We start from the raw sequence: 21,878 nt of genomic DNA, 5'->3' as shown, positions 1-21,878 counted from the left end.
CCACCATGACCGGGCGCGGACCGAAGCAGTGGCGGACTCGTGCGAGGCAGCCGGGCGCCCGCGGCTTTCAGACGCTCGCGGCCGTGGTCGAGGGCGACGGGCCGAACCAGGTCGCGCTGGCCGGCTACCTGCGGATCGACCGCACGGTGATGACCTACCTGCTCGACGACCTGGTGGCGGCGGGCCTGGTGGAGCGCCGGCTCGACCCTGCCGACCGCCGCCGGCGCAAGATCGTCGCGACCCGGCAGGGCGTCGAAACCCTCCATGACCTGCAGCGACAGGTGAGGGCGGCGGAGGACGAGCTGCTGTCCGTCATCGACGAGGACGAGCGCGAAGTGTTCCGGGCCCTGCTCGCCCGGCTCGCCCGCACCGTCGCGGAGGGCGAACCCGGCGGCGCGTCCTGCGACATCGGCGCCGACTCCTGCGACGCCGCCGTCAGCCCAGAGCGCGGTCCAGATTGAAGGCAGCGCTGATCAGCGAGAGATGGGTGAACGCCTGGGGGAAGTTGCCTAGCTGTTCGCCGGTCCGGCCGATCTCCTCGGCGAACAGGCCGACATGGTTGGCATAGGTGAGCATCTTCTCGAAGGCCAGCCGGGCCTCCTCCAGCCGACCCGCCCGGGCCAGCGCCTCGACGTACCAGAAGGAGCAGATCGAGAAGGTTCCCTCGGAGCCCCGGAGTCCGTCCGGACTGGCCGCCGGGTCGTAGCGGTAGACCAGGGAGTCGGAGACCAGGTCCGAGGTGAGCACGTCCAGGGTGGAGAGCCACTTGGGGTCGGTCGGCGAGACGAACTTGGCCATCGGCATCATCAGCAGGGACGCGTCGAGGACCTTGTCGTCCAGCCCCTGGACGAACGCGCCGCGCTCGGCCGACCAGCCGCGGTCCATGATCTGCCGGTAGATCGCGTCACGGGACTGCCGCCAGCGGGGCAGGTCGGCGGGGAGCCCGCGCCGGTTCGCCATCCGTATCGCCCGTTCCAGCGCAACCCAGCACATCAGCCGCGAGTACACGAAGTTGCGCCTGCCCGCCCGGGTCTCCCAGACCCCCTCGTCGGGCTGGTTCCAGTGCTCGCAGAGCCAGTCCACCACGGCACCGACCTCGTCCCAGTGACCGCTGCTGATCGGCTGTCCCCACTTGTCGTAGAGATAGACGGAGTCGAGCAGCGCGCCGTAGATGTCCAGCTGGAGCTGCCCGGTGGCGGCGTTCCCCACCCGCACCGGCGCGGACCCGAGGTGACCCTCGAGGTGGGACAGCTCGTACTCGGGCAGGTCGCAGCGTCCGTCGATGCCGTACATGATCTGCAGCGGTCCGGTCTCCTTGGTGCCCCGCATGATCCCGTGCTCGGAGATGAAGCCCATGAACGCCTCGGCCTCCGAGGTGAAGCCCAGGCGGAGCATGGCGTAGATGCAGAAGGCCGCGTCACGGACCCAGACGTAGCGGTAGTCCCAGTTGCGCTCGCCGCCGATCTGCTCGGGCAGGCTGGTGGTCGGCGCGGCGACGATCGCGCCGGTGGGCGCGTAGGTGAGCAGCTTCAGGACCAGCGCCGAGCGATGCACCATCTCCCGCCACCGTCCGTGGTAGCGCGAGCGGGACAGCCAGTGGCGCCAGAACCGGACGGTGGCCTCGAACTGCCGCTCCGCCTCCAGGCCGGCGCAGCCACGCGGGCTGACATCGGCGCTCACCCGGTCGAAGGCGAACACCGCGGACTCGCCCTCCAGCAACTTGAAGTGCGACCACACATCCACGCCGTCGGTCTCGATCGGCACGGTCGCGGTCAGCGCCAAGGACAGTGAAGGGGAGCGGAACACCGCGTGGCCACCCTCGAGCTCCACGGTGTGCGCCTCGGTCCCGTAGCCGAAGCGCGGGGCGACCTTCGCCCGGAACGGGAGCACCCCGCGGACACAGATCACCCGCCGGATCAGCCGGTGGCGGTCCGCCTCGCGGGACTCGTCAACGACGGGCATGAAGTCCTGGATCTCCGCCACACCGTCCGCTGCGAAGAACCGCGTGATCAGGACGTTGGTGTCGGGGAAGTAGAACTGCCGGGTACGGGCCGCCACGTCCGCGGACAGTTCGAAGCTGCCGCCCCGGTCGGCGTCGAGTATGGACGCGAACACGCTGGGTGCATCGAAGCGCGGGCAGCAGTACCAGTCGATGGTGCCGTCGGTGGCGACGAGCGCGGCGGTACGGAGATCACCGATCAGGCCGTGCTCGGAGATCGGCAGATACCGGGAACCGCCCAGTGGCCCGAATCCGCCTCTGCTCTCCTGCGCCATGGCGGCCTCCTCACCCGGTGGTGCGGGGCATTGAGCCGAACCTCTTGCTTCATGCTAGATCGCGGCATATTCGAGCGCCGAAGCGAACCGGTGCACCGCGGGAGTGCAGCACGCTGACCGGCAGCCGAAGACCGCCGTCACGAGGGCCGGCCGGTGACCTTGAAGGCGGTGACCTTGAAGGTGGCGACCGGCTGTGCGTGACTGGAAGGAGCAACAGTGGGCCGGCCGACATCGAGGTGCCCCGGATGGGATTCATCGGCACGGTGGGGCTGGTACTCCACCCCGAGCGCACCTGCGCGCCCACCGTGGAGGCCGTGATCCGCTGGAGCCGGGCCCGGGGGACGAAGGTCCTGGGGCTGGCGGCGGAGGTGGCCCGGATCGGCTGCGAGGCCATTCCGGTCGAGGCCGAGGAGATGGCCACGAGCGCCGACCTGATGATCAGCCTCGGCGGGGACGGCACCATGCTGCGCGCCATGCGGCTCTCGACCAGGGGCCACGCGCCGGTCCTGGGTGTCAACGTCGGGCGCCTGGGCTTCCTCGCCGAGGTCGACATACCGGAACTTCCTGCCGCACTGGACGCCATCGACGCGCGCCGTTTCACCATCGAAGCCCGCTCCGGCGTCCACGCCCGCTTCGGCGATGCCCAGGAGACGGCACTCAACGACGTCGTGCTCCTGCGCAGCCCGGGACACAAGTCCGCCACCGTCGCCGTACGGGTCCAGGGCGAGCCCTTCGTGGCCTACACCGCCGACGCGGTCGTCGTCGCCACGCCGACCGGCTCCACCGCGTACAGCTTCTCCGCCGGCGGCCCGATCGTCTCGCCCAACGCGGAGGGCCTGCTGATCACCCCCGTGGCTCCGCACGCCGCGTTCAACCGCTCCGTCTTCCTCTCCAGCGGCGAGCGACTCGACCTGGAAGTCCTGCCGCACAGCGGCGACCTCGCCGTCGAGGCCGACGGCCTCCTGGTCGGCCACCTCTCACCGGGCGGCGTCGTCGAGGTGACCATGCTGCCCGCCGCCGCACGCGTCGTGCGACTCGGCCACACCACGTTCTACCAGCGGGCCCAACGCAAACTCCGGCTCACCGGCTCGGCGGAACACGGCTGACTCTCCGGCCCCGTGGGAAATCCTCTTCCGGCCTCGGTGGGCCACGGCCCAGCGTGGCAGACCTCGGCCCGGTCGACCGGGAGGCGGCGCTCGGCGAATGCCCGTCCGCCTCGCGTCCCCGCGCCGGCTGACCCGCCAACAGAGTGCCGCCGGCCTGCCCCGCAGCTCGTGCGGGACCGGCCGACCGTACCCGTAGGGGCGGCATCAGCCGGTGCTGCCGTCCCCTGTCGGCGCAGGGTCACCGCCGGAGTTCTGGATGCACAAGCCCTCCAGAAGCATGCCCAGATAGCGGCGGGCGGTCTCGACGCGGGTGGCGGGGACGGCGTGGACGTTCGCGGCGTAGGCGATCCCGCACATGAGCGGGACCAGGTCGTCGGAGGTCAGGTCGGCGCGCACGACCCCGGCGGCGCAGGCCCGCTCGAGCAACTGCCCGCCGACCGACCGCAGGGTTAGCTTCAGTTCGGTGGTGCGCGGCAGAGCGTCCGTGGGCGCGGAGGTGACCGCGGACAGGGAAGCGTCGGTGACCTGCGCTTCGATGGTGTGTGTCAGGAAGCCTGCGAGGGCGCGCTTGGGGTTGTCATCGGCCAGCGCCTGCTCGCCGTGGGCGGCGAGTGCCTCCAGGCAGGGGGCGGCAACGGTCTCCAGGAGCGCATCGGCGGTGGGGAAGTGGCGGTAGACGGTGCCAACGCCCAGATGGGCGCGGCGGGCGACGTCGTTGAGCTGCAGGGGTGTGCCTTCGTCGACGAGATCGCGGGCCACGGCGACGATCCGTTCCCAGTTGCGGGCGGCGTCCTTGCGTAGGGGTGCGGTCGTCATGGGGGAAGTCTAATCGGACGGCTCATCCGCATTTCTGTTGTTCGCGCATCGGACGAGCCCCCGTTTCCCGTTCGGGGCAGCCCCGTGCCGAGCACGCCGAGACGTGACGCGAGGTCACCGAGGGCCGCCGTCGCCGACCCTCGGCGCGCCTCCGGGGCTGCCCGCTTCGGTGTCCTCACCCGGCCGTGAGTGGCGCGAGGCGTTCACTGAGGTGCCGGACGGCTTCGGCGATCCGCGGGTCCGTTGCCGGCCGGAAGGGGGCGACCGGAAGCGCCTCAGGTCCGATGACGACGCCGGTCCGGCCGGTCAGCGAGCCGTCGGTCGCGGCGAAGATCGAGGACTTGGCCGCCACGGATGCCGGGCCCGAGGTCGAACGTTCGAACTTCCGCCGGACCAGCGGCCAGAGCAGCCGCAGCCCGGGCGAGACGATCTTCGGGTCGCGCATGGTGCCGTTGGTCATGTCGGTCGCGGCGCCGCCGGGGTCGGCCGCGAAGACCGAGACGCCCGTGCCGTCGAGCCGGCCGGCCAGCTCCAGCGCATAGGCGAGGTTGGCGAGCTTGGCGCGGCCGTACCAGTGGAAGCCGTAGTAGCCGCCGGGCGGCTCGACGGCGTCGAAGACGCGCTTGGCGACGCCGATCGCGCCCGAGGTGACGTTCACGATCCGGCTCGGCGCACCGGCCCGCAGCGCGGGCAGCAGCAGTTCGGTCAGCAGGTACGGCGAAAGGTGGTTGACGGCGAACGTCGCCTCGATCCCGTCGACCGAGTCCTGCCGGTCCGGGAACATCGCACCGACGTTGTTGACCAGCACGGTCAGTGGGCCGTTGGCGACGATGCGGTCGGCGAGGGCGCGGACCGCATCGAGCGAGGCGAGGTCGGCGGCCAGGAACCGGGCGGGATGCGCCGGTGCCGTGGAGTTGATCCGTTCGACCGCACGGGCACCGCGCTCGGCGTTGCGCCCCACCACGGTGACCTCGAGGCCTGCCGCGGCCAGCCCCAAGGCGGTCTCCAGCCCGATTCCCGCTGTCCCTGCCGTGACCACCGCTGTCTGCTTCATCGCGCAACCCGCCCTCTATGTGGATAGTTTATCCGCTTGTCTTCACCATAGCAGATGCGGATGACCTATCCGATTTGGCTCCGGGGATTGGTTCGGGCGGTGCTGGAGCGTGGCAGCGGCCCCGGGGCGATCGGCCCCGGTGCCTACCGCTCGCGGTGTGGCTCGCCCCGGTGGCGGCCTACTGCCTGGCCAACCTGACGGTGTGGCAGCTTGTGCCGGGGCCGCTGCCGCGCCCTGTCGGGCCGCCTGCGGCCGGTTCCGGTTCCGCGGCGTGGTGGTTCGGCTCACGGCCGGTGGCCGGTGGGCCGGGGGCCCTCCAACGCCCGCCCCAGTGGACGCGCCGTACAAGATGCTTGGGGGAGCCCGGTGTTGGCGCAGCGCTCCGGTTGCGCACCATTCCCGCGGTTCGTGCGCGTTCTTGCTGGTCGCGGCGGTGGCGGTCCCCGCGGGTGCCGGTACCGCCCTGTGTCTGCTGCACGGCGACCGGGTCCTGCGGCGGCTCGCCGCCCTGGTGCTGCGCCGTCTGGTCCTGCCCGTTCTCAGGTGCCCCGTCCCGCAGTGGCCGAGCGTTCCGGTCCGCAGCATGCCGGCCGTCCGCATGCACGGGGTCCTCCTGGCCAGGTGCGTGCCCCGGAGAGGACCACCGCTGGTGGCCCGGGCCTGACAGCAACACCCGTACGCGGGTGTGCTCCGGCCTGCCGCCCTCGCCCCGTACACGGGTGAGGCCCCACCGCCCACCGGTCCTTTCTTCCCGCACTCGGCGGCCATGCCCGCGTGCGCGGAAATCCTGGAGCAGACACGTCCTTCACCGTGGAACCCGCATCCCCCGTCCTTCCGCCCGACCAGGTACCGCCCCGGCCCGAACGGTCCCGGCCGGCGCCCGGGCCCTGCTGGTGCGCCTGCACTTCTACGCCGGAGTGTTCGTCGCTCCCTTCCTGCTGGTCGTCGTGCCTACTGCTGCGCTACAGCACTTCCAGTTGGCGCAGCACCGCTGCGGGCGACGCCCGTGGGAGCCTGGGACGGCAGGTCCGTTCTTCCCGGGGTGGCCTACCGGAGGTGGCGATGCGGGTCGTGTTCGTGCACGGGGCGTGCGTGCGGGACGGGTCGTGGTGGTGGCACCGCACCGCCGACCTGTTGCGGGAGCGGGGGGTGCCGAGCGTGGCCCCGGCGCTGCCGAGCTGCGGCGAGGCGGGCCGGCCCGGCGGCGCCGGCGGTCCGGGGCTGCCCGAGGACGTCGCCGCGGTGCGGCGGGTACTGCAGGCCGGCGACGAGCCGACCGTCGTGGTCGCCCACAGCTACGGCGGCATCGTCACCGCGGAAGCCGCCGCGGGAATCGGGTCGGTGCGCCACCTGCTGCTGGTCACCGGTTACCTTCCGGAGGTCGGACAGAGTCTGTCGGAGTTCGGGGACGGCAGCCTTGCCCCGTTCCTCGACGTCGACCCCGACGCCGGCACGTTCGGGGTCCGCCCCGAGCTGCTCGTGGACACGTTCCTGCAGGACTGCGACCCCGAGGTCCAGGTACAGGCGGCGGACCACCTCGCCCGGCAGAGCGTGCAGGTGACCGGACAGCCGGTCGGGGCTGCCGCATGGCAGCAGGTGCCCTCGACGTACCTGGTCTGCGCCCGGGACCGGGGCACCCCACCGCGGCTGCAGCGCGAGTTCGCCCGCCGGGCCGGCAGCGTCGTCGAACTCGACACCGGCCACCACCCGTTCCTGTCCCGACCCGCCGCAATCCGGGACCTGCTGCTGAGCCTGTGACGGCCGCCGCGGACGAGCCGAAGCAGGCCGTTCGAGGGCCGGGAGGCGTACGGCAGGGGCGGACCGCGCTCTTGATCATCGACCGCTGGACTCCCGGGTTCGGATGGTGTCGGTGGACCGGAAGGCCAAGCCGTGGACGAGGACCGCTGGGCCAGGTGGCCGGAGGCCTGGGCGGGCACGGATGCCGACATGCGTACGGTCGTCGGCGCGATCCCGCGGGAGGTCAAGGACGGGTTCAGGTACGACGAGATCTCCGGTCGACTGCAGCAACGGGCTGCGCCGCTGCATCCAGGAAATGCTCACGCCGAGCATCCCCTGATGCCGGCAGGAACGACCGCCGCCTCTCGGTCACGCCCACCGAGGGGGCCGCGGTGCGCCCCGTGTCGGACAGGCCGTCAGGGAACGCCTGGGCAGGCAGCGGGCGCCGATCCGCTCATTTGGCAGGCCGCGCTCGGCCACCGCCCCTATCGATGAAGGACGAATGCACCGCATGAGGATCGTCGTACGCGTCTACTTCGCTGCCGCTGCGGCGATAGTCATCGGCATCGGCCTTGCCGCCCTGCCCGACATCATGGAATCGGGTTGCCCGCAAGCCCGGAAAGCGGCCGATTCAAAAGAGTTTCGAGCGCTGGCCTCGCTGCACCCGGAGGGAGCGACACCAGTGAAGGAGTGGGCGGTTTCCTGCAATCATGACGGCGGCTTCGCCGATGCCCAAGTGGATTACGGCTACCCGCTCGCGGGCGGCAAGGTCGTGGAATTCTACAGCGATGCGGCGCAGCGGCTCGGATGGCAGCCCGGTCGCGAGGGCGAGCAGGGTGACCCCACCGTAGGCGGTTTCTGCTTCAGCCGAACGATCGACGGCGTTCCCGTGATGGCGCGGATCGGCTTCGACAGCCAGACCAAGATCTATTCGGTGGTGTCCGAAGTCGCCCTGGACGGATCGCGGATCAGGTGCTGGCTGTAGATCTTCTTCCAGTGCCGGCGGCGTAACGGGTCGGACGCGACTGCAGGACTTCACGGGACGGGGGGACACCGCGACGGACCGTTGCGGTGTCCACGTACGTGCGCGGCAGCCCGCTCCGGAAATCTGCGAGCGGGCACCGCTGCCTCGGCCACCACTGCCGGGCCTGTAGCGCACGGCCTCAGGAGACGTTCCGTTGCAGCACGTCACGCAGCCGCAGCAGCTCACGACGGCGGGATTGCGCCCTGGCCAGGAGCAATCCCGCGGTGGCGACGAGGACGGTGCCGACCAGGGCGGCGGTCAGGGTCGCGGTCACGGTGCCGCGTGCTGCGGCCAGGGCTGTCCCGACGGTTCCCGTCACCGTGCTCGCCGCGAGTGCGAGCCGGGCTCCCAGCACTTGGTCCCGTGCGTACAGCGGCCGGCGCCTGCTCAAGACCCAACCGGCGAAAGCAGCCCAGGCCAGCCCGACGGCGATCAGCCCGGCGAAGACCGCCTGGGTGCGTGGAGGAAGGGGTCGCGGCTCGGTCGCCCACAGCACGGCGACGAGTACCGCTGCGCACCCTCCCGCAAGACCCACGGCCACGTACCGCATCCGGGAACGCAGCGAGACCTCCGCCGCCAGCGCGCGCTCCAGCTCTGCGGGCACGCCCCGGTGCGCTCCGTGGTCCTGCTCGCTCATGTCCCGTAGCCCCTTTCGGTGAGGATCTCGCGCAGCGTGCGACGCGCACGGTGCAGCCTGCTCTTGACCGTGCCCGGTGGTACGCCGAGTACCTCCGCACAGGCAGTCAGCGGTAGGTCCTGCAGGTGGAAGAGGATCATCACTTCGCGCTCCAGCGGCGGAAGTTCGCCGAGACCGGCTTCGATCTCCATCGTGGTCAGGAGGCCGCTCAGGGAGTCGTCGGCGGCGACGTCCGTCTCCTCCACCGACGTCTGCGGAGCCTTGTACGCCTCCCGCAGATGGTCGGCCACCGTGCGCCGGGCGATGGTGAACAACCAAGGAGCGAATCGGTCCGGCTCCCGCAGCCGCGGCAGCCCGCGCACCACGGCGACCCATACGTCCTGCGCAAGATCGTCCGCGACGTACGGCGAGCCGACCATGCCCCGCACATAACGCCACAGCGCGTCATGCCACAGGCGCGCCAGTTCCCCGAACGCGGCCCGCTCCCCGAGCCGGCAGCGCACCACCAGCAACCCGGAGCGATCATCCTCGTTCACTGCACCTCCCTGTCCCGCGTCCCCGTCACCGGAACAGTCGGCACCTGTACCGGAAAGGTTCACGGTCTCGAGCCACCCGCCCCGCGGGACTCAGCCCACGGTCACCACCCTGGCCCAGGGCGGCGGCGTGTCCGGGACGTGGTCGGGATCGTCCTCGTCCCAGGACCGCCGGGAGCCCTCGCGGCGGAACAGACCGACCACCGTCCGGCAGGACGGCCGCTCCCGGGGCCACGGTGTCTGACCGTCGGTCAGGACCACCACCACGTCCGGCCGGGGCCTGGACCGCAGGGCCGCGGCGAAGCCCGCCCGCAGATCGGTGCCGCCACCGCCGATCAGCCCGAGCCCCTCCTCCCGGCAGAGCGGCAGCACCGCGCCGGCCGCCGCGTCGCAGGACACCACACCGACCAGATCCCGCCGCCCGCCCACCGCACGGGCGATCGCGGCCACCTCCAGCAGCGCACTGCCCAACTCGGCGTCGCTCACCGACCCGGACGTGTCGACCACCACGCAGACCCGCGGCGGCCTGCGTCGCAGGCTCGGCAGCACCGCACCCGGCACCGAGGCCGACCGCCGGGACGGCCGGCCGTACGTGTAGTCCTCGCCCGCGCCCGACCCGGACGCCGCCGAGCGGACCGCCGCGCCCAGCAACTCCCGCCAGGGCTGCGGCGGATGGAAGGCCTCCTCCGCCCACCGCCGCCACCCGCGCGGGGCACTCCCCGGACGGCCCCTGATGCCCTCCGCCACCCTGAACCGGACCGCGTCCTGCTCGTGCGGCGCGAGACCGTTCGCGCCGCCCGGCCCGAGGTCCCACGCCCGCTCCAGCCCGTCGGCGCCGCTTCCGCAGTCCAGCCAGGCCAGGTCCTGCGTGAGCGGCCCGAGCCCGAACAACCGCAGGTAGTCCTCCATCAGCCCGCCCTCCGGCAGCCGCAGCGCCGCCGGAAGCACGGCCCCCTCCGGCCGTACCAGCCCGTCGCCGAACACGTCGTCGTTGATCTCGCAGTCCGCCGCGATGTTCATCCGCAGCCGCTCCGCCCGCCCGGACAGCCCGCGCTCCCGCGCGACGCGGTCGCTGCGCCCGTGGTGGTCGCGCAGCAGGTGCGACACCTCGTGCACCCACACCGAGGCGAGCTCCTCCACCGGCGTCCGGTGCACGAACGCCGGCGAGACGTAGCACCGCCAGTGCCGGTCGACCGCCATCGTCGGAACCTGCCGCGACTCCACCGCGTGCAGGGCGAACAGCGCGGTCGCCAGGTAGGGCCGGGCCCGGGCCGCCTGCAGCCGTGCGGCGTACAGCTTGTCGAGGTCCAGATCCCCCGCTGTGCCCTGCCTCATCGGCCGGCCCCCGTACCGGATGCGGGGCGCTCGGCCGCCCGGGCCGCCGCCCGGTCCGCGCGACGGGAGAGCGAGACCGCGCCGGCGAGCCGGTCGATCGACGCGGGCACGTCCCAGTCCTCCCGGCGCAGCGAGGCGAGGGTGGTCGCGGGGACGACCACCAGGTCCGGCGCGCCGGTCTCCAGGGCACGGGCCAGCAGGGCCCAGGCCGCGTCCCACCGGGCCCGCTCGGGCCGCCGGCGGACGGCATCCACCACGGCGTCGAGCGCGGCCTGCCGCAGGTCGCCCCGCTCGGGCAGCACGGCCGCCACCGGATCGGCGAGCAGCGACTCCGGGTCCGGCAGGTCCATCCGGTCCAGGGCCGCCAGCAGCTCCAGGCCGGGGCCGTCGCCGACGGCGCCCCGGACGAGCAGCGAGAGTACCTCCCGCGAGGAGCCGGCCGCCGTGGCGAAGGCGAGCAGACGCAGCGTCATGTCCCAGCTCCGCGGCGACGGCCAGGCGCCGCCGCGGCGGGTCTCGTTGCCGGGCAGCCGGTGCACCAGCGCCGGGCGGGCGGAGAGCAGTCCGCACACCGCGCGGCGGGCGAGGTCCACGGCCTCGGGCAGCCGGCCGGGATCGAGCCGGGGCAGGGTGGCCCGTGGCCAGACACCACCGAGGCCGCGCACCACCACCTCGTGGTCGTGGGTCCAGTGCAGGTGGACGAAGCGGTTCGCCAGCGGCGGGCTCAGCTCCCAGCCGTCCGCCGCCGAGGAGCGCGGATTGGCGGCGGCCACGATCCGCACCCCGGGCGGCAGTTGCAGGGCGCCGATGCGCCGCTCCAGTACCAGACGGAGCAGCGCGGCCTGGACGGCGGGCGGTGCGGTCGACAGTTCGTCCAGGAACAGCAGGCCGCGGCCCGCCCGTACCAGCCGCACCGCCCAGTCCGGCGGGGCCATCGGGACGCCGTGCTCGGCCGGGTCGTCGCCCGGCACGGGCAGCCCCGAGAAGTCGGACGGCTCGTGCACGCTGGCGATCACGGTGGTCAGCGGGAGGTCGAGCGCGGTGGCGAGCTGGGTCAGCGCCGCCGTCTTGCCGATCCCCGGCTCACCCCACAGCAGGACGGGCAGGTCGGCGGCCACGGCCAGGGTCAGCGCCTCCAGTTGGGCGTCCGGGCGCGGCTCGGTGGTGGTCTCGCCGAGCAGCGCGAGCAGCTCGCCGGCCACGTCGAGCCGGGAGCGCTCCGCGGGGCCGGCGACGGCGGCGGTCAGGGTGTCGGTGGGGGCGAAGGACGTGTGTGCAGGCATGGGTGATCACCTCAAGGGGTCGGACGATCGGGACGGGAAGGACGATCGGAAGGCAGGTCGGTCGGCGGGTCAGCGGCCCCGGCCGTGGCGCGGGTGCCCGCGGCCGGTGTCGCGCCGGACGGGGCCCGGCACCGCTCCGGCGAGGCCCGCCCGGAACAGGCCGTGGGTGACCCGCCGGGCGGCGGCCGCTGCGAGTTCGTCCCGCAGCGCACCGGCGCGCAGCAGCGCCTCGGGCCCCAACAGGCCCTCCACCACGGCCAGTGCGCCGGCCGTGTCACCGTGGTCGAGGCGTGCCCGGACGTCGTCGAGGACCTCCGGTCGGCGGTGCACCTCGTCGATGACCTGCAGGCAGGGCAGCGGAGTTCCGGTCAGGGCGGCCAGCAGCTCCTCGCGGCGGATCTCCTCCGGGTCGTGGTCGAGCGGCACCAGGACCCCGTCGACCAGGCCGATCCGGTGCCGGGCGCCGCGGCACTCCACGACCCGCGGCCGACCGGCCGGATCCGGCGCAGCGGAGACGCCGACCGGAGGAAGACCCGGTGCCAGGGCCGCGGCGACCAGAGGGTGCAGCCGACCGGCCTCGATCAGGCCGGCGCGGACGAGATCCAGGTCGGGCAGCACCCAGGTCGCGGCATCGGGCAGCACCGGCAGGAGGGTGCCCTTCCGGGGCGGCGGCACGTCCGTGACGTGCACGGCCGCCGGCCCGTCCCCGGCCGGGACCGGGTCGAGGCACAGCCGACGCCGGGCCCCGAGGCGTACCTCGACGGGGCCGTCGGGCCGTCCCTCGGCGCGAAGCAGGATCGCCGCCTCGTCCGCCCACCGGTCGACGGCGCAGCGGTACCCGGGCCCGGTGGTGTCCGGCAGTCGGTGGCCCCCGGCGGCGTCGCCGGACAGTACGTCGGCGCCGGACCGCACCCGGAGCTCGTCGGCCCGCAGTGCGTCCCAGAGGTGGCGGTGCAGGTCGAGCCGGAACCGCCGGTGCGGACGCGGGTGGGGATGGAGGCCGGCGCCGGCCGTGGGCCGGGAGGCGTCCCACAGTGCGAGTCCGATCCGCTGGCCGGCGTCCGCCCAGGCCGGCGGCGTCCGGGCGACGAGGTGCACGGGGCCGTCACGGTCGCGCCCGGCACCGCCGTACCGGGCCAGGGTCACGGTCAGACCCGGGCGCAGCAGACCGGTCGGGGCGATCCGCGGCCAGTGCCAGCGCAGCAGGTCGGGAGCGAGCCGACGCAGGTCGGAACGGACCAGTGCCGCGAGTTCGCGCCCGTGCGTCCGGGCCAGCGCACGCGGACTGACGTCGACGTCCACGCCGGCGGCGGCGCACGCCCCGGCCCAGTCGCCGACGAGGCGTCGGGCCGTCGCAGTCGCGATCACGGAGGGCGGCACGGCGAACTCGCGCACGCGCAGCCAGAAGGAGAGACGGGAATCCCCGTCCGCGGTCCAAGTGCCCATCAGCACTCACCTTGCGCGGACGGGACCCCCATTCTGTCGACAGAGTGAGTGGTCATCGCGCAGGAGCGTACCCCGCGACGTCCGGACCGGCCAGCGGTTTACTGCCGGCCTGCGCGCGGCGGTCACGGAAGCGCGGCTGGTGCGGCACGGACTCGAGGTCGGTGAGCACCGGCTCGCGGGTCGTCGTCCTCGGCGATGTCCTCGACGGCGGGTCCGGTCCGCCGGATCCGGGCCTCGTCCCGGCGTGCAGCGGCGCGTGTCAGCCGCGGACCTGGTGTTCCACCCGGTGCCGCAGATACTCGTCCGGGTGCGACCGGGCGATCGCCACCGGCCGGCCGCCGCTCGAGGACCACCGCGAGGCCGCCTGGCGAACCGCCCGGCCGGGGGCGGAAATTCGATGGGAGGCACCCGCTCCGCCCGGCCAGAATGACCGCATGCCGCACGAAGCCGATCAGTTGCTCGCCGATCTCGACCCGCTCTCCTACCCGGATCGCCAACGGCTCGTCGCCCGCAGGGCCCGGGAACTCGCCGCCGACGGCGACCTCCCCGGGTTGCTGTCCGACCGGGAGCGCTCCGGCGTGTACGGCCGACGGCTGGCCGCACTCGCCGCGTCGGCCGGCCGCGCCACCGACTACCTCACCGAGCGGCTGACCGACCCCGACCCGGTGGTCCGCGGGTACGCCCTGCGCGCCGCCCGCACCCAGGGCATCCCGGACGAGGCGATCGAGGCGGCCTTCACCGATGCCCCCTGCACCCTGCGCCGGCAGCTGGCCCGGGTCGTCCGGCACGGCCGTCGGCACCGGCTCGCCGAGCGGCTGGTGGGCCGCCTGTGCGCCGAGTGGGGCGATGCCGAGGCCGCACGGCTGCTCTCCGCCTGCAGCCCCGCGTTCGTCGCCCGGACCCTGCCCGACCTCGCACACGCCACGCCGCTCGCACCCCTCGCCGCACGCTTCCCGGACGAGGTCCTGGACCACCTGGAGCGGGTGCTCGCCAAGCGCCCCGAGACGCTGCGGCTCGGGCAGTGGCCCGAGCTCGCCGACGTCCTCGGCGCGACCGCGCGGGCCCGCCCCGAACGGGTCCTCGACCTGCTGGAGCGGTTCGGCCCGGACCTTCCGCTGCGCCGCGACCTCCTGCCGCCGCTGGCCGCCGCGGACGCCGAACGCACCGTCCGGCTCCTCGCCGACCCGCGGCGCGGTGCGGCCGGGCCGTACACCGCGCCGCCCACGAGCGGCACCCTGCGCCGGCTGGTGTGCGCCGACCCGCCCTCGCTCCCCGCCCTCGGCCGCCACTGGCTGGCCGCGCCCCGCTGCTTCGCCGCCCTGCTGCGCGCCCTCCCGCCGGGCCGGCGCGACGCGTTCCTCGACCTCGCCTACGCCGGTGCTCTCCCGCGGGAGGCCGAACTCTCCCTCCTGCTACCGCTGTTCCCGCACACCCGTCGCCACGCCGAGGCGTGGCGGCAGGTGGCCGCACGCCGCGCGGAGGGCCGCCCCTGGGCCCTGATCGCCCCCGCCCTGGCGTGCCTGCCCACCGAGGAAGCCCAGCCGGAGCTGCGCTCCGCCCTCTCCCGCCCGGACGCCGACGACCGGTCCGCCGCCTGGGCGGCAATGCTCGCCAACGCGGCCGCCTCCGCCGACCGGGCCGCCGTCCAGGACGTGCTCGGCCTGCTGCCGCAGCTGCGCAACGAGCAGGACCCGGTGCGCTGCGCGGCGCTGACCGCGCTCGCCCAGGTGCCCGCCCGGCTGCTGACCCCGGCCGCAGTGCCCGTCCTCGACACCGTCGTGCAGGACGCGGTCGACGCCCGCGACTGCTCGTACACCACCCGCGCCGCCCTGCAGCGGCTGGTCGCCGAGGTGTTGCGCGAGCACGCCGTCACCGGCGGGGCGGAGCTGATCGAGTGGGCGCTGCGGAGCGTGCGGCGGATCGCCGGCCAGACCGGCACGGTCGAACTCGGCCGACTGGAACACCGGCTGCGGCGGGGCCAGGAGCACGCCGTGTTCGCGACCCTCCGGCCGTGGCTGGACACCATGGCCGACACCGCGGAGTACTGGCTGCTGTTCACCCTGGCCCGGGCACTCGGCCGACGGGCCCGCGGCATTCCCGAGCTGCAGGAACTCCTTCTGCACGCCCTCCGGTTCGGGTCGGACGGCGCGTTCACGACGGCCGCCGCCCTCTGGCTGGACGATCCGCGCACCCGCGCCGCCCGGGTCGCCGAGATCCTCGAACTCGAACCCTCTGCCGCCGTCCTGCCGCCGGTGCGGGACGTGCTCGTCGAGCGGCGCACCGACCTGCTCGACCCGCTGCTCGCCCCCGTGCCGCCGTACGGGCGGTTCCTGAAGCGCCCGCAGCGGGCGACCCTGCCGCCGACCTGGTCCGCGAGCCGCTGGACGCCGCGCCAGTGGCGGGCCGCCGCCGAGCTCGCCGCCGCGGCCGCCGGCGACCCCACCCTGCCTCTGTACGGGCGTGCCGCGGCCGTCCACGCCGCCGCCGCGATCCCCGAGTACGGCGAGGCGGTCGTCCGCGCCCGACTGGACTCCGCCGAGGTGGTGCTCGCCGAGGCGGCGCTCGCCGCGCTGGCCCGGACGGACCGGCCCGCCGACGCGCTGGGCGACCTGCTGGCCCACGCGGGCGGCGACCGCGCCCGGGTCGCGGTGTACGCGGCCACCCGGGCCGCCCGGTTCGCCCCGCCCGGCGAACTCGCCGAGCGGCTCAGCGAGCTGCTGTCCGGGGCACGGGGCAGCAAGGTGACCAGCCGCAAGGAGGCCGTGCGGCTGGCCGCCGAGCACCTGCCGCCGCGGGCCGCCGCCGATCTGCTGGTCGCCGCGTACCGCGTCGAGGGCCAGCACCGCGACGTGCGCGCCGCGGCCGTCGCCTTCGCGACCGACCTGCTGGACGCCGAACCCATCTGGGAACTGCTCGCCGAGGCCGCCGGGCAGGCCCCGCCACCCGTGCGCCGCGCCGTCCTGCGGGCCCGCCCGGAGCACCTCCCCGAGACCCACCGGGCCCGCTACGCCCGGCTGGTGGCCTCCGTCGCCGCCGCGGCCGACCCGGAGGTCGCCGTGCCGGCCCTCGCCGCGCTGCCGCGGTGGGCCGCCTGGGCCCCGGAGACCGCGGACGTGGCCCGACAGGCCGTCACCGACCTGGCGAACCGCGGCAGCTGGCGGGAGGCCGCGGGCGCCGTCCGCACGCTCGCCGCCTCCGGGCTGCCACACCCGATCGGCGGCGCCGCCCCCGGCAGCCTGCTGCACCGCACCCTCGCCGAACTCGCCGCCGCCACGCGGACGGACGACCCCGACGCCGGGGACGACCGGGACCTGCCGGCCCGCCGGAGGCTGGCCCACCTCGCCGACCTCCCCGCCGACGACCGCCACCGGCCGCTGCTCGCCGGCACCGCCGACCTGCTCGCGGCCGAACCCGACCTGGCGGGCATCAGGGCGGCCGCGCTGCGCCGGCTGGTGGACCCGGCAGCCGGGCCGCAGGCGCTGGCGGCCGCGCTCGGCGCGCTCGCCGACGCCCACCGAGGCCGTCCGGCGGCGGCCGCGCTCACCGCGGCGGCGCTGCTGCGGGAGCACGTCTCGGGCCCGCTGCCACCGCCCGGGACACTCGACGCGCTGGCACGGACCGCCCGCCGGGACGGGGACACCGGCCCGGCCGCCGGGCTGTTCGCGACGGCGCTGACGGAGGTGTTCGGGGACCGCCTCGGCTGGCCCCAGGAGTGGCGGACCCTGCTGCGCGAGCTGCGCCGCCACCCCTCGGCGGACGTCCGCGAGCGCGCCCTCGCGGCCGTCACGCACCGGGAGTGACCTGCGGCCGGGCCGTCCGACCCGCGGCGCCGAACCATCACGCGGCTGCCACCCGCGCAGGGGTTCCTCTCGGGTGGTGGCGGCCCGGCAGGGCCGGGACACATCGGACGGGGAACGGTCCTGCTCCAGGAGCCGTCCGGTCGGCCGACCGGGATCAGTCCATCTGCGACCGACACGCCTGCGTCATGCCTCGGCCGCGGGCAGCGAGCCGTCGGTGAAGCAGGCCTCGCAGACGGGTGGAGGCGCCTGGGAGAGCCCCGAGCCTCCTCACCTCGTCAGAACCGCCGCGCTCCTGCCGGCCGGGCACCCGCGTGGGGAATCATGATGAGCAACAGCTCCGGCCGACTACCTGAGCAGCAGGTGGGGAAATCAACGATCCCGGTGCCACGGCGCAGGATCGTCTCGCCGAGCTGATATGCCCGGACCGAGTGCCCGACCCCGACCGCCTGACGAACCGTCAGTCGTCAGTCGGCTCCACGATCACCAGCGTTCCATGGCTTCCGCCACGCACCGCGTGCACGGTACCCGCCGCCACCACGTACAGCTCGCCCGCCCCCACCGACACCGGCGTGCCGTTCACCTCCAGCTCCAGCCGGCCATCGATCACGAGCAGTGCCTCATCGGCACCATGGCTCTCCTCCTCCACCGGCAGCTCGTCCATGCGCAGTACCTTCACGCAGGCCGCCCCCACCCGGCCCAGCCGGCGAGAACTCCACGCCTGCGGCAGACCGGTTGCGGTTGCCACCAGGTTGACCACACTCATGGCACACCCCTCCCAACGGGCCTGATCGGTCGCGCCGACCGGCCTCGCGCATCGAGATCAACGGATGCCTCGGAAGCTACCCGACCAGTAGTACGAAGTGGTCGACCGTTTGGTAAAAACTGCCGTCGGCCGCAGACCGCCACCCCGGCCGAGGCCCGGACGCGCGTCCGGTTGCCCGAACCAAGGTCTGGGAAGAGACACTTGCGCAGTCGCTGCGCGCAGCCGTGGGACCTGTGGCAGCCCCTGCCACTCCTCGGGCCGGAGCCGTCCGGGGTAGCTTCCTCCAGGTGGGCACTGTGGCTGTACAGGTGCGAAACAGCAACAGTGGTCGGTCAGTCGAAAATCCCGAGATGCAGGATGGTGGCCCAGTCGCTGGTGACCAACAGCAAGTTGCGCCACCATATGTAGCCCGTGTGCGGGCCGTCGACGTTGCCGGAGATTCGGACGGGCCCCAGATGGGCTTCGATGAGGTCGGCGATGCCATCGGCGAGTTCGCCTGCCTGCCGGATCTCGGCGGGCGTGCGCAGGTCGGCGTCCGGCCACCTCTTGGCGGGCTGCATGATGCCGTCGGTCACCTCTCGGCGGAGAATGTCCCGCCAGGCTCGCGGTGACCCGAACGGGACGACCGATGTTCCTACCCGGTGTCCACTGGCCCCCGCGTCGTACACGGCTTGAGAGAGACCCTTCATCCAGTCATGACCGGGCGTCGTCCCAGCCACTGGGACGACATGGGACAGCTCAATGGACGACACAAATGGGTTGCAGTCGTCGAGCAGGTCCTCGAGCGGTTCAGCTGCGGCTGACACCGCATCTGGAGCGTCGAGTGGGTTCAGCATGGGCGTCCGGGTCCTCTGTGCGGTTCTGCGCTTCGGCCTCAGTGTGTCAGCCGAGCACGTTCATGCTGCGAGGTTTTTTGGGGCGTCCGACGAGCTGACCGCGTTCGAAGCGGGCCCGGCGCGGACCAGCGGGACGAGGTGGGCGCCTTCCACAGGCCCATCGCGCCGTCGCCGACGACCGGCGCGGGGTCGCGCATGCCTCGTCGGTCCCGGCTGCCGATGCCGCGGCGGCCACGAGTCCTGCGGTGATCACGGTGTGGTCCGTGGCGGTCGGAGAGCGGGCCGGCGAGGAGGAAGCCGGCGGCGTAGGCGAAGCCGAATGCGGTTGCCGTCCAGGTGGCCTGTCCGGGTGTGGTGCCGAGCGCGGTGGCCATGGGGTTCAGCAGCGCGAGGACGGCGTACATCTGGCCGACCATCAGGACGCCGAGAGCGGTCAGCAGGAGTGTGGTAAGGGCGGCCGGGGCCCAGCCCGGCGGTTGGTCGGGCGTGCTGCTCTTGGCTGCACGACTGAAGGTGGTGCTGGGGTGGGACATGAGAACTCCGGAAAGGGCATCCGGTGGCGACCCCGTGTGTTTGCGCACGACACGATCGGCCGGTGGCAGCGCCGGGGCAGTAGGTCACCCCGGCCGGCGCGTGACCGGCCGGGTGACGATGAAGGGGATGCTCAGGCGCTCGGGGTGTTCAGCACGTACTCGCGCGAGGCGTGGACCTCTCGGCGCAGGGCGGACAGGTCGACGTCGAGGACGTGGCCGTTCCACTTGCGGGGCTCGCCGTTGACGAGGACGGCGCTGATGTTGCGGGCGTCGGAGCCCAGCACGACGGTGCCGATCGGGTCGTTGAGCGGCATGTTGTTGAGCTCCTCGGCCTGGATGACCAGCAGGTCGGCCTTCTTGCCCGGCGTGAGTGAGCCGGTGACGGCGGCCAGGCCGTTGGTGCGGGCGCCCTGGAGGGTGGCGAAGTCGAGGACATCGTGGGCGGTGATGCGGTGGGGCTGCTGGTCGGTGCCGTAGGCGGCGTTGACGGCGCGCATCCGCTGAATGGCGTGCAGGGCCCGCATCTGCGTGAACATGTCGCTGGCCAGGGCGACTTCGACGTCGATGCTCAGTCCGGGGCGGATGCCGACGGACAGGGCCTCGTCGACGGCGGGGATCGCGGTCTCCAGGCCGATCTGGGCGTCGGAGGTGGGGGCCAGCGCCACGGTGGTGCCGGTCTGTCCCATCGCCTTCCACGCCTCGGGGGTCAGTCCGGTGGCGTGGATGAGGGTGACGTCGGGGTTGAGGATGCCGTCCTTGGCCCAGCGCAGGATCGCCTCGGAGGAGGAGGTGCCGAAGACGGCGTCCACGCTCACTCCGATGCCCAGGTCCTTGGCGACGCGGGCGAGTGCGGGGCCGTAGGCGAGTGCGGGGCCGGCGATCTCGTCGGTGGCGAGGGTCGCCAGGCGCAGGGTCAGCAGCTGGTCGTCGCTGCTGAAGTACTGGTCCTTGAGACGGGTCAGGTCGCCCGGCCACTGCCGGTCCCAGTCGCCGAAGTGCGGGCCCATGGAGGCGTGCACGCCGCGGATGCCGGTGTCGCGGAAGGCCTCGACGGCGGCGTCGGAGTGCGCGCGGGTGCGGGAGTTGTGGGAGAAGTCGAGCATGGTCGTGATGCCGCTGTCGATCGCGGTGAGGGCGGCCAGCCTGGTGCCGGTGTACATGTCCTCGGGCCGGTAGACCGTGGCGTAGCCGGCCAGGGTGGACATGACGTAGCCGCCGAGATCGTCGACGTCCGGCATGATCCGGCGCAGCTGGGCCTCCCAGGCGTGCCGGTGGGTGTCGACGAAGCCGGGGCTGAGGACGGTGCCGGTGGCGTCGACGACCACGGCATCGCCCGCGGCGAGGTCACGGCCGACGGCGGTGATGGTGTCGCCCTCGACGAGGAGGTCGCCGCGGTCGATGACGCCGAGGTCGGGGTCCATGGTGACGATGGTGGCGCCGGTGAACAGGATGCGCCGGTCTGCTGCGGGGCGGCGCCGGAGCTGTTCGAGGACGGCGGCGTTGGTGGTGTCGTTGACGTTCATGAGAGGTCTTCTTTCCGTACGTTGGAGAGGGGTTGGTGGGCTGCCGGGGGCGCCGGTGCTGCTCGGCCTCCAGCCTCGGTCGCCCCGGCTACGGCAACCAGGCCGCCGTTTCCCCAGGTGTCGCGCACCCAGGATCAGGACGTGTACGGGCAGCGCGGTCCTGGAGCTGGTCGTCTGCGGGCTGCCCAGGGGCCGGGCCGCTGTGTTTGCCGCACGGGGTCTGCCGATCGGCGGGTCCGGTGCGGCCGGATGCCCGCCTCGGGGGCGGTGGCCCGGCCGGGAGCGTCGGTGCCCGCCCACAGGACGGGCCGGCCGCGACCGGTGCGCGGACCTGCTCCGGCCGGGACATGAGGTGGCTACCGCGCTCGGCACATCGGCGGCGAGTTCGTCGGGCACCACCAGCAAGTCGGTGGTGTTGCCCCGGGGGCAGCGTTGCGACGTTGTTCCGATCGGCGGCCGCATCCGCCGGCCGGCGCGACGGTGTCCACGACGGCGGGGACGACGGTCATGCCGGTGCAGGTGGGAGACAGCTGCTCGGCAGGTACAGCAGCTGCGTGACCATCAGGTTCGGGGCCCCCGGCCGGCCCGGACGGGTTGCCGGTGCGGGTTCGCCGTATCCGGGAGACTTGCCTGTTCCGGCAGCCTGATTCGCTGCGCCGTTCCGCTCGCGATCGTGGGTGCACCGCCCCCGGGAAGCCCGTACCTGGGGAGACGGCGGCCTGGTTGCCCTCGGCCGCCGGGCCAACCATGGAGCCATGACCAGCAACACCACGCCCCGCGACCCTCACCCGCACGTCGGGATGTGGGTGACCGCGGACGGATTCATCCGCCAGGAACTACTGCCGAACGGCCGCTACGACGAGGCCCGCGGCAACCGCCGGAGCGCCTATACCGGCCGCTACACCGTGACCGGCAACCACATCGACTACGTGGACGACACCGGCTTCACCGCCACCGGCGACATTCGCGACGGTGTTCTCTTCCATGAGCACCTGGTGCTCTACCGCGTGGGCGACGAGCGCGCCCGGCAGGGAGGCATCCGGTTGCGCGGCCGATAGGTCGCGCGGAGTTCTCGTCCGAGTGCGTGGTGCGTCCGCTGGAGCCCGCGCCGTGGGCGCCGCTGTACGGCATGCTCACCGACCGCTTCGGCGTCACCTGGGTCCTGGACGTCACCGCCC

The 21,878-nt window shown here is 73.5% G+C and carries 18 protein-coding genes and 1 pseudogene; 7 read left to right on the top strand and 12 right to left on the bottom strand.

The annotated features are described in order from the left end of the window. The first annotated feature begins 5 nt into the window (after positions 1 to 5). The gene (locus tag AB0M03_RS20310) at positions 6 to 461 is read left to right on the top strand and encodes a MarR family winged helix-turn-helix transcriptional regulator (protein ID WP_363492945.1); all 456 of its coding nucleotides are present in this window, start codon (positions 6 to 8) and stop codon (positions 459 to 461) included. On the opposite strand, the gene AB0M03_RS20305 is transcribed toward AB0M03_RS20310, so the two are convergent. Next, positions 436 to 2,274 carry a glycoside hydrolase family 15 protein gene (locus AB0M03_RS20305; RefSeq protein WP_363492944.1) on the bottom strand — a complete coding sequence of 613 codons (1,839 nt, stop codon included), beginning with the start codon at positions 2,272 to 2,274 and terminating at the stop codon, positions 436 to 438. The genes AB0M03_RS20310 and AB0M03_RS20305 overlap by 26 nt on opposite strands. A 245-nt stretch (positions 2,275 to 2,519) precedes the next feature. Between AB0M03_RS20305 and AB0M03_RS20300 the strand changes: the two genes are divergently transcribed. Further along, positions 2,520 to 3,380: an NAD(+)/NADH kinase gene (locus AB0M03_RS20300; RefSeq protein ID WP_363492943.1), complete on the top strand. Its 861-nt coding sequence runs from the start codon at positions 2,520 to 2,522 to the stop codon at positions 3,378 to 3,380. 204 nt (positions 3,381 to 3,584) lie between these two features. Here the strand turns inward: AB0M03_RS20300 and AB0M03_RS20295 are convergent, their stop codons facing one another. Further along, on the bottom strand, positions 3,585 to 4,196 hold the full coding sequence (locus tag AB0M03_RS20295) for a TetR/AcrR family transcriptional regulator (RefSeq protein WP_363492942.1): 612 nt from the start codon (positions 4,194 to 4,196) through the stop codon (positions 3,585 to 3,587). 175 nt (positions 4,197 to 4,371) lie between these two features. Continuing rightward, entirely contained in the window at positions 4,372 to 5,250 is an 879-nt protein-coding gene (locus AB0M03_RS20290; protein WP_363492941.1) for an SDR family NAD(P)-dependent oxidoreductase, read from the bottom strand. 1,062 nt (positions 5,251 to 6,312) lie between these two features. Here AB0M03_RS20290 and AB0M03_RS20285 point away from each other — a divergent pair. After that, on the top strand, positions 6,313 to 7,008 hold the full coding sequence (locus AB0M03_RS20285; protein ID WP_363492940.1) for an alpha/beta hydrolase: 696 nt from the start codon (positions 6,313 to 6,315) through the stop codon (positions 7,006 to 7,008). Between the two features lie 490 nt (positions 7,009 to 7,498). Beyond that, a complete protein-coding gene (locus AB0M03_RS20280; protein WP_363492939.1) occupies positions 7,499 to 7,972 on the top strand; it encodes a hypothetical protein in 474 nt (157 codons plus the stop codon). 178 nt (positions 7,973 to 8,150) lie between these two features. Here the strand turns inward: AB0M03_RS20280 and AB0M03_RS20275 are convergent, their stop codons facing one another. The 5 genes from AB0M03_RS20275 to AB0M03_RS20255 all read right to left on the bottom strand — a co-directional run bounded on the left by AB0M03_RS20275 (position 8,151) and on the right by AB0M03_RS20255 (position 13,245). Then, a complete protein-coding gene (locus AB0M03_RS20275; RefSeq protein ID WP_363492938.1) occupies positions 8,151 to 8,648 on the bottom strand; it encodes a transmembrane transport protein in 498 nt (165 codons plus the stop codon). Further along, positions 8,645 to 9,184: a sigma-70 family RNA polymerase sigma factor gene (locus AB0M03_RS20270; protein ID WP_363492937.1), complete on the bottom strand. Its 540-nt coding sequence runs from the start codon at positions 9,182 to 9,184 to the stop codon at positions 8,645 to 8,647. The genes AB0M03_RS20275 and AB0M03_RS20270 overlap by 4 nt, the downstream gene beginning before the upstream one ends. Before the next feature lie 90 nt (positions 9,185 to 9,274). After that, on the bottom strand, positions 9,275 to 10,516 hold the full coding sequence (locus AB0M03_RS20265) for a VWA-like domain-containing protein (protein WP_363492936.1): 1,242 nt from the start codon (positions 10,514 to 10,516) through the stop codon (positions 9,275 to 9,277). Then, complete coding sequence (locus AB0M03_RS20260; protein WP_363492935.1) at positions 10,513 to 11,799, bottom strand: AAA family ATPase; 1,287 nt, start codon at positions 11,797 to 11,799, stop codon at positions 10,513 to 10,515. The genes AB0M03_RS20265 and AB0M03_RS20260 overlap by 4 nt, the downstream gene beginning before the upstream one ends. 69 nt (positions 11,800 to 11,868) lie before the next feature. Next, a complete protein-coding gene (locus tag AB0M03_RS20255) occupies positions 11,869 to 13,245 on the bottom strand; it encodes a hypothetical protein (RefSeq protein ID WP_363492934.1) in 1,377 nt (458 codons plus the stop codon). A 434-nt stretch (positions 13,246 to 13,679) separates the two neighbouring features. Here AB0M03_RS20255 and AB0M03_RS20250 point away from each other — a divergent pair, with 434 nt between their 5' ends. Next, positions 13,680 to 17,045, top strand: coding sequence for a hypothetical protein (locus AB0M03_RS20250; protein WP_363492933.1), 3,366 nt, complete (start codon positions 13,680 to 13,682; stop codon positions 17,043 to 17,045). A gap of 457 nt (positions 17,046 to 17,502) precedes the next feature. Here the strand turns inward: AB0M03_RS20250 and AB0M03_RS20245 are convergent, their stop codons facing one another. The 4 genes from AB0M03_RS20245 to AB0M03_RS20230 all read right to left on the bottom strand — a co-directional run bounded on the left by AB0M03_RS20245 (position 17,503) and on the right by AB0M03_RS20230 (position 20,700). Further along, positions 17,503 to 17,808, bottom strand: a complete 306-nt coding sequence (locus tag AB0M03_RS20245) for a cupin domain-containing protein (protein ID WP_363492932.1) — start codon at positions 17,806 to 17,808, stop codon at positions 17,503 to 17,505. 332 nt (positions 17,809 to 18,140) lie between these two features. Beyond that, complete coding sequence (locus AB0M03_RS20240) at positions 18,141 to 18,644, bottom strand: hypothetical protein (protein ID WP_363492931.1); 504 nt, start codon at positions 18,642 to 18,644, stop codon at positions 18,141 to 18,143. A 38-nt stretch (positions 18,645 to 18,682) separates the two neighbouring features. Next, positions 18,683 to 19,177, bottom strand: a complete 495-nt coding sequence (locus tag AB0M03_RS20235; RefSeq protein WP_363492930.1) for an MFS transporter — start codon at positions 19,175 to 19,177, stop codon at positions 18,683 to 18,685. 131 nt (positions 19,178 to 19,308) lie between these two features. Beyond that, positions 19,309 to 20,700: an amidohydrolase family protein gene (locus tag AB0M03_RS20230; RefSeq protein ID WP_363492929.1), complete on the bottom strand. Its 1,392-nt coding sequence runs from the start codon at positions 20,698 to 20,700 to the stop codon at positions 19,309 to 19,311. Positions 20,701 to 21,455: 755 nt separating this feature from the next. Between AB0M03_RS20230 and AB0M03_RS20225 the strand changes: the two genes are divergently transcribed. Both AB0M03_RS20225 and AB0M03_RS20220 read left to right on the top strand, forming a co-directional pair. Then, positions 21,456 to 21,758, top strand: coding sequence for an Atu4866 domain-containing protein (locus tag AB0M03_RS20225; RefSeq protein WP_363492928.1), 303 nt, complete (start codon positions 21,456 to 21,458; stop codon positions 21,756 to 21,758). A gap of 26 nt (positions 21,759 to 21,784) precedes the next feature. Then, a pseudogene (locus AB0M03_RS20220) lies at positions 21,785 to 21,878 on the top strand (VOC family protein); the annotation flags it as partial.

This window comes from Kitasatospora sp. NPDC051914, from assembly GCF_040680995.1.
In the GTDB taxonomy this organism is placed as follows: domain Bacteria; phylum Actinomycetota; class Actinomycetes; order Streptomycetales; family Streptomycetaceae; genus Kitasatospora.
The sequence above is the reverse complement of the archived record's forward strand: the minus strand, read 5'-3'. Positions and strand labels throughout refer to the sequence as shown.

Coding starts and splice junctions, on each gene's coding strand:
- AB0M03_RS20225 (WP_363492928.1), top strand. CDS start 21,456: ATGACCAGCAACACCACGCCCCGCGACCCTCACCCGCACGTCGGGATG.
- AB0M03_RS20265 (WP_363492936.1), bottom strand. CDS start 10,516: ATGAGGCAGGGCACAGCGGGGGATCTGGACCTCGACAAGCTGTACGCC.
- AB0M03_RS20245 (WP_363492932.1), bottom strand. CDS start 17,808: ATGAGTGTGGTCAACCTGGTGGCAACCGCAACCGGTCTGCCGCAGGCG.
- AB0M03_RS20305 (WP_363492944.1), bottom strand. CDS start 2,274: ATGGCGCAGGAGAGCAGAGGCGGATTCGGGCCACTGGGCGGTTCCCGG.
- AB0M03_RS20310 (WP_363492945.1), top strand. CDS start 6: ATGACCGGGCGCGGACCGAAGCAGTGGCGGACTCGTGCGAGGCAGCCG.
- AB0M03_RS20240 (WP_363492931.1), bottom strand. CDS start 18,644: ATGCTGAACCCACTCGACGCTCCAGATGCGGTGTCAGCCGCAGCTGAA.
- AB0M03_RS20255 (WP_363492934.1), bottom strand. CDS start 13,245: ATGGGCACTTGGACCGCGGACGGGGATTCCCGTCTCTCCTTCTGGCTG.
- AB0M03_RS20250 (WP_363492933.1), top strand. CDS start 13,680: ATGCCGCACGAAGCCGATCAGTTGCTCGCCGATCTCGACCCGCTCTCC.
- AB0M03_RS20295 (WP_363492942.1), bottom strand. CDS start 4,196: ATGACGACCGCACCCCTACGCAAGGACGCCGCCCGCAACTGGGAACGG.
- AB0M03_RS20275 (WP_363492938.1), bottom strand. CDS start 8,648: ATGAGCGAGCAGGACCACGGAGCGCACCGGGGCGTGCCCGCAGAGCTG.
- AB0M03_RS20235 (WP_363492930.1), bottom strand. CDS start 19,177: ATGTCCCACCCCAGCACCACCTTCAGTCGTGCAGCCAAGAGCAGCACG.
- AB0M03_RS20260 (WP_363492935.1), bottom strand. CDS start 11,799: ATGCCTGCACACACGTCCTTCGCCCCCACCGACACCCTGACCGCCGCC.
- AB0M03_RS20280 (WP_363492939.1), top strand. CDS start 7,499: ATGAGGATCGTCGTACGCGTCTACTTCGCTGCCGCTGCGGCGATAGTC.
- AB0M03_RS20290 (WP_363492941.1), bottom strand. CDS start 5,250: ATGAAGCAGACAGCGGTGGTCACGGCAGGGACAGCGGGAATCGGGCTG.
- AB0M03_RS20285 (WP_363492940.1), top strand. CDS start 6,313: ATGCGGGTCGTGTTCGTGCACGGGGCGTGCGTGCGGGACGGGTCGTGG.
- AB0M03_RS20300 (WP_363492943.1), top strand. CDS start 2,520: ATGGGATTCATCGGCACGGTGGGGCTGGTACTCCACCCCGAGCGCACC.
- AB0M03_RS20230 (WP_363492929.1), bottom strand. CDS start 20,700: ATGAACGTCAACGACACCACCAACGCCGCCGTCCTCGAACAGCTCCGG.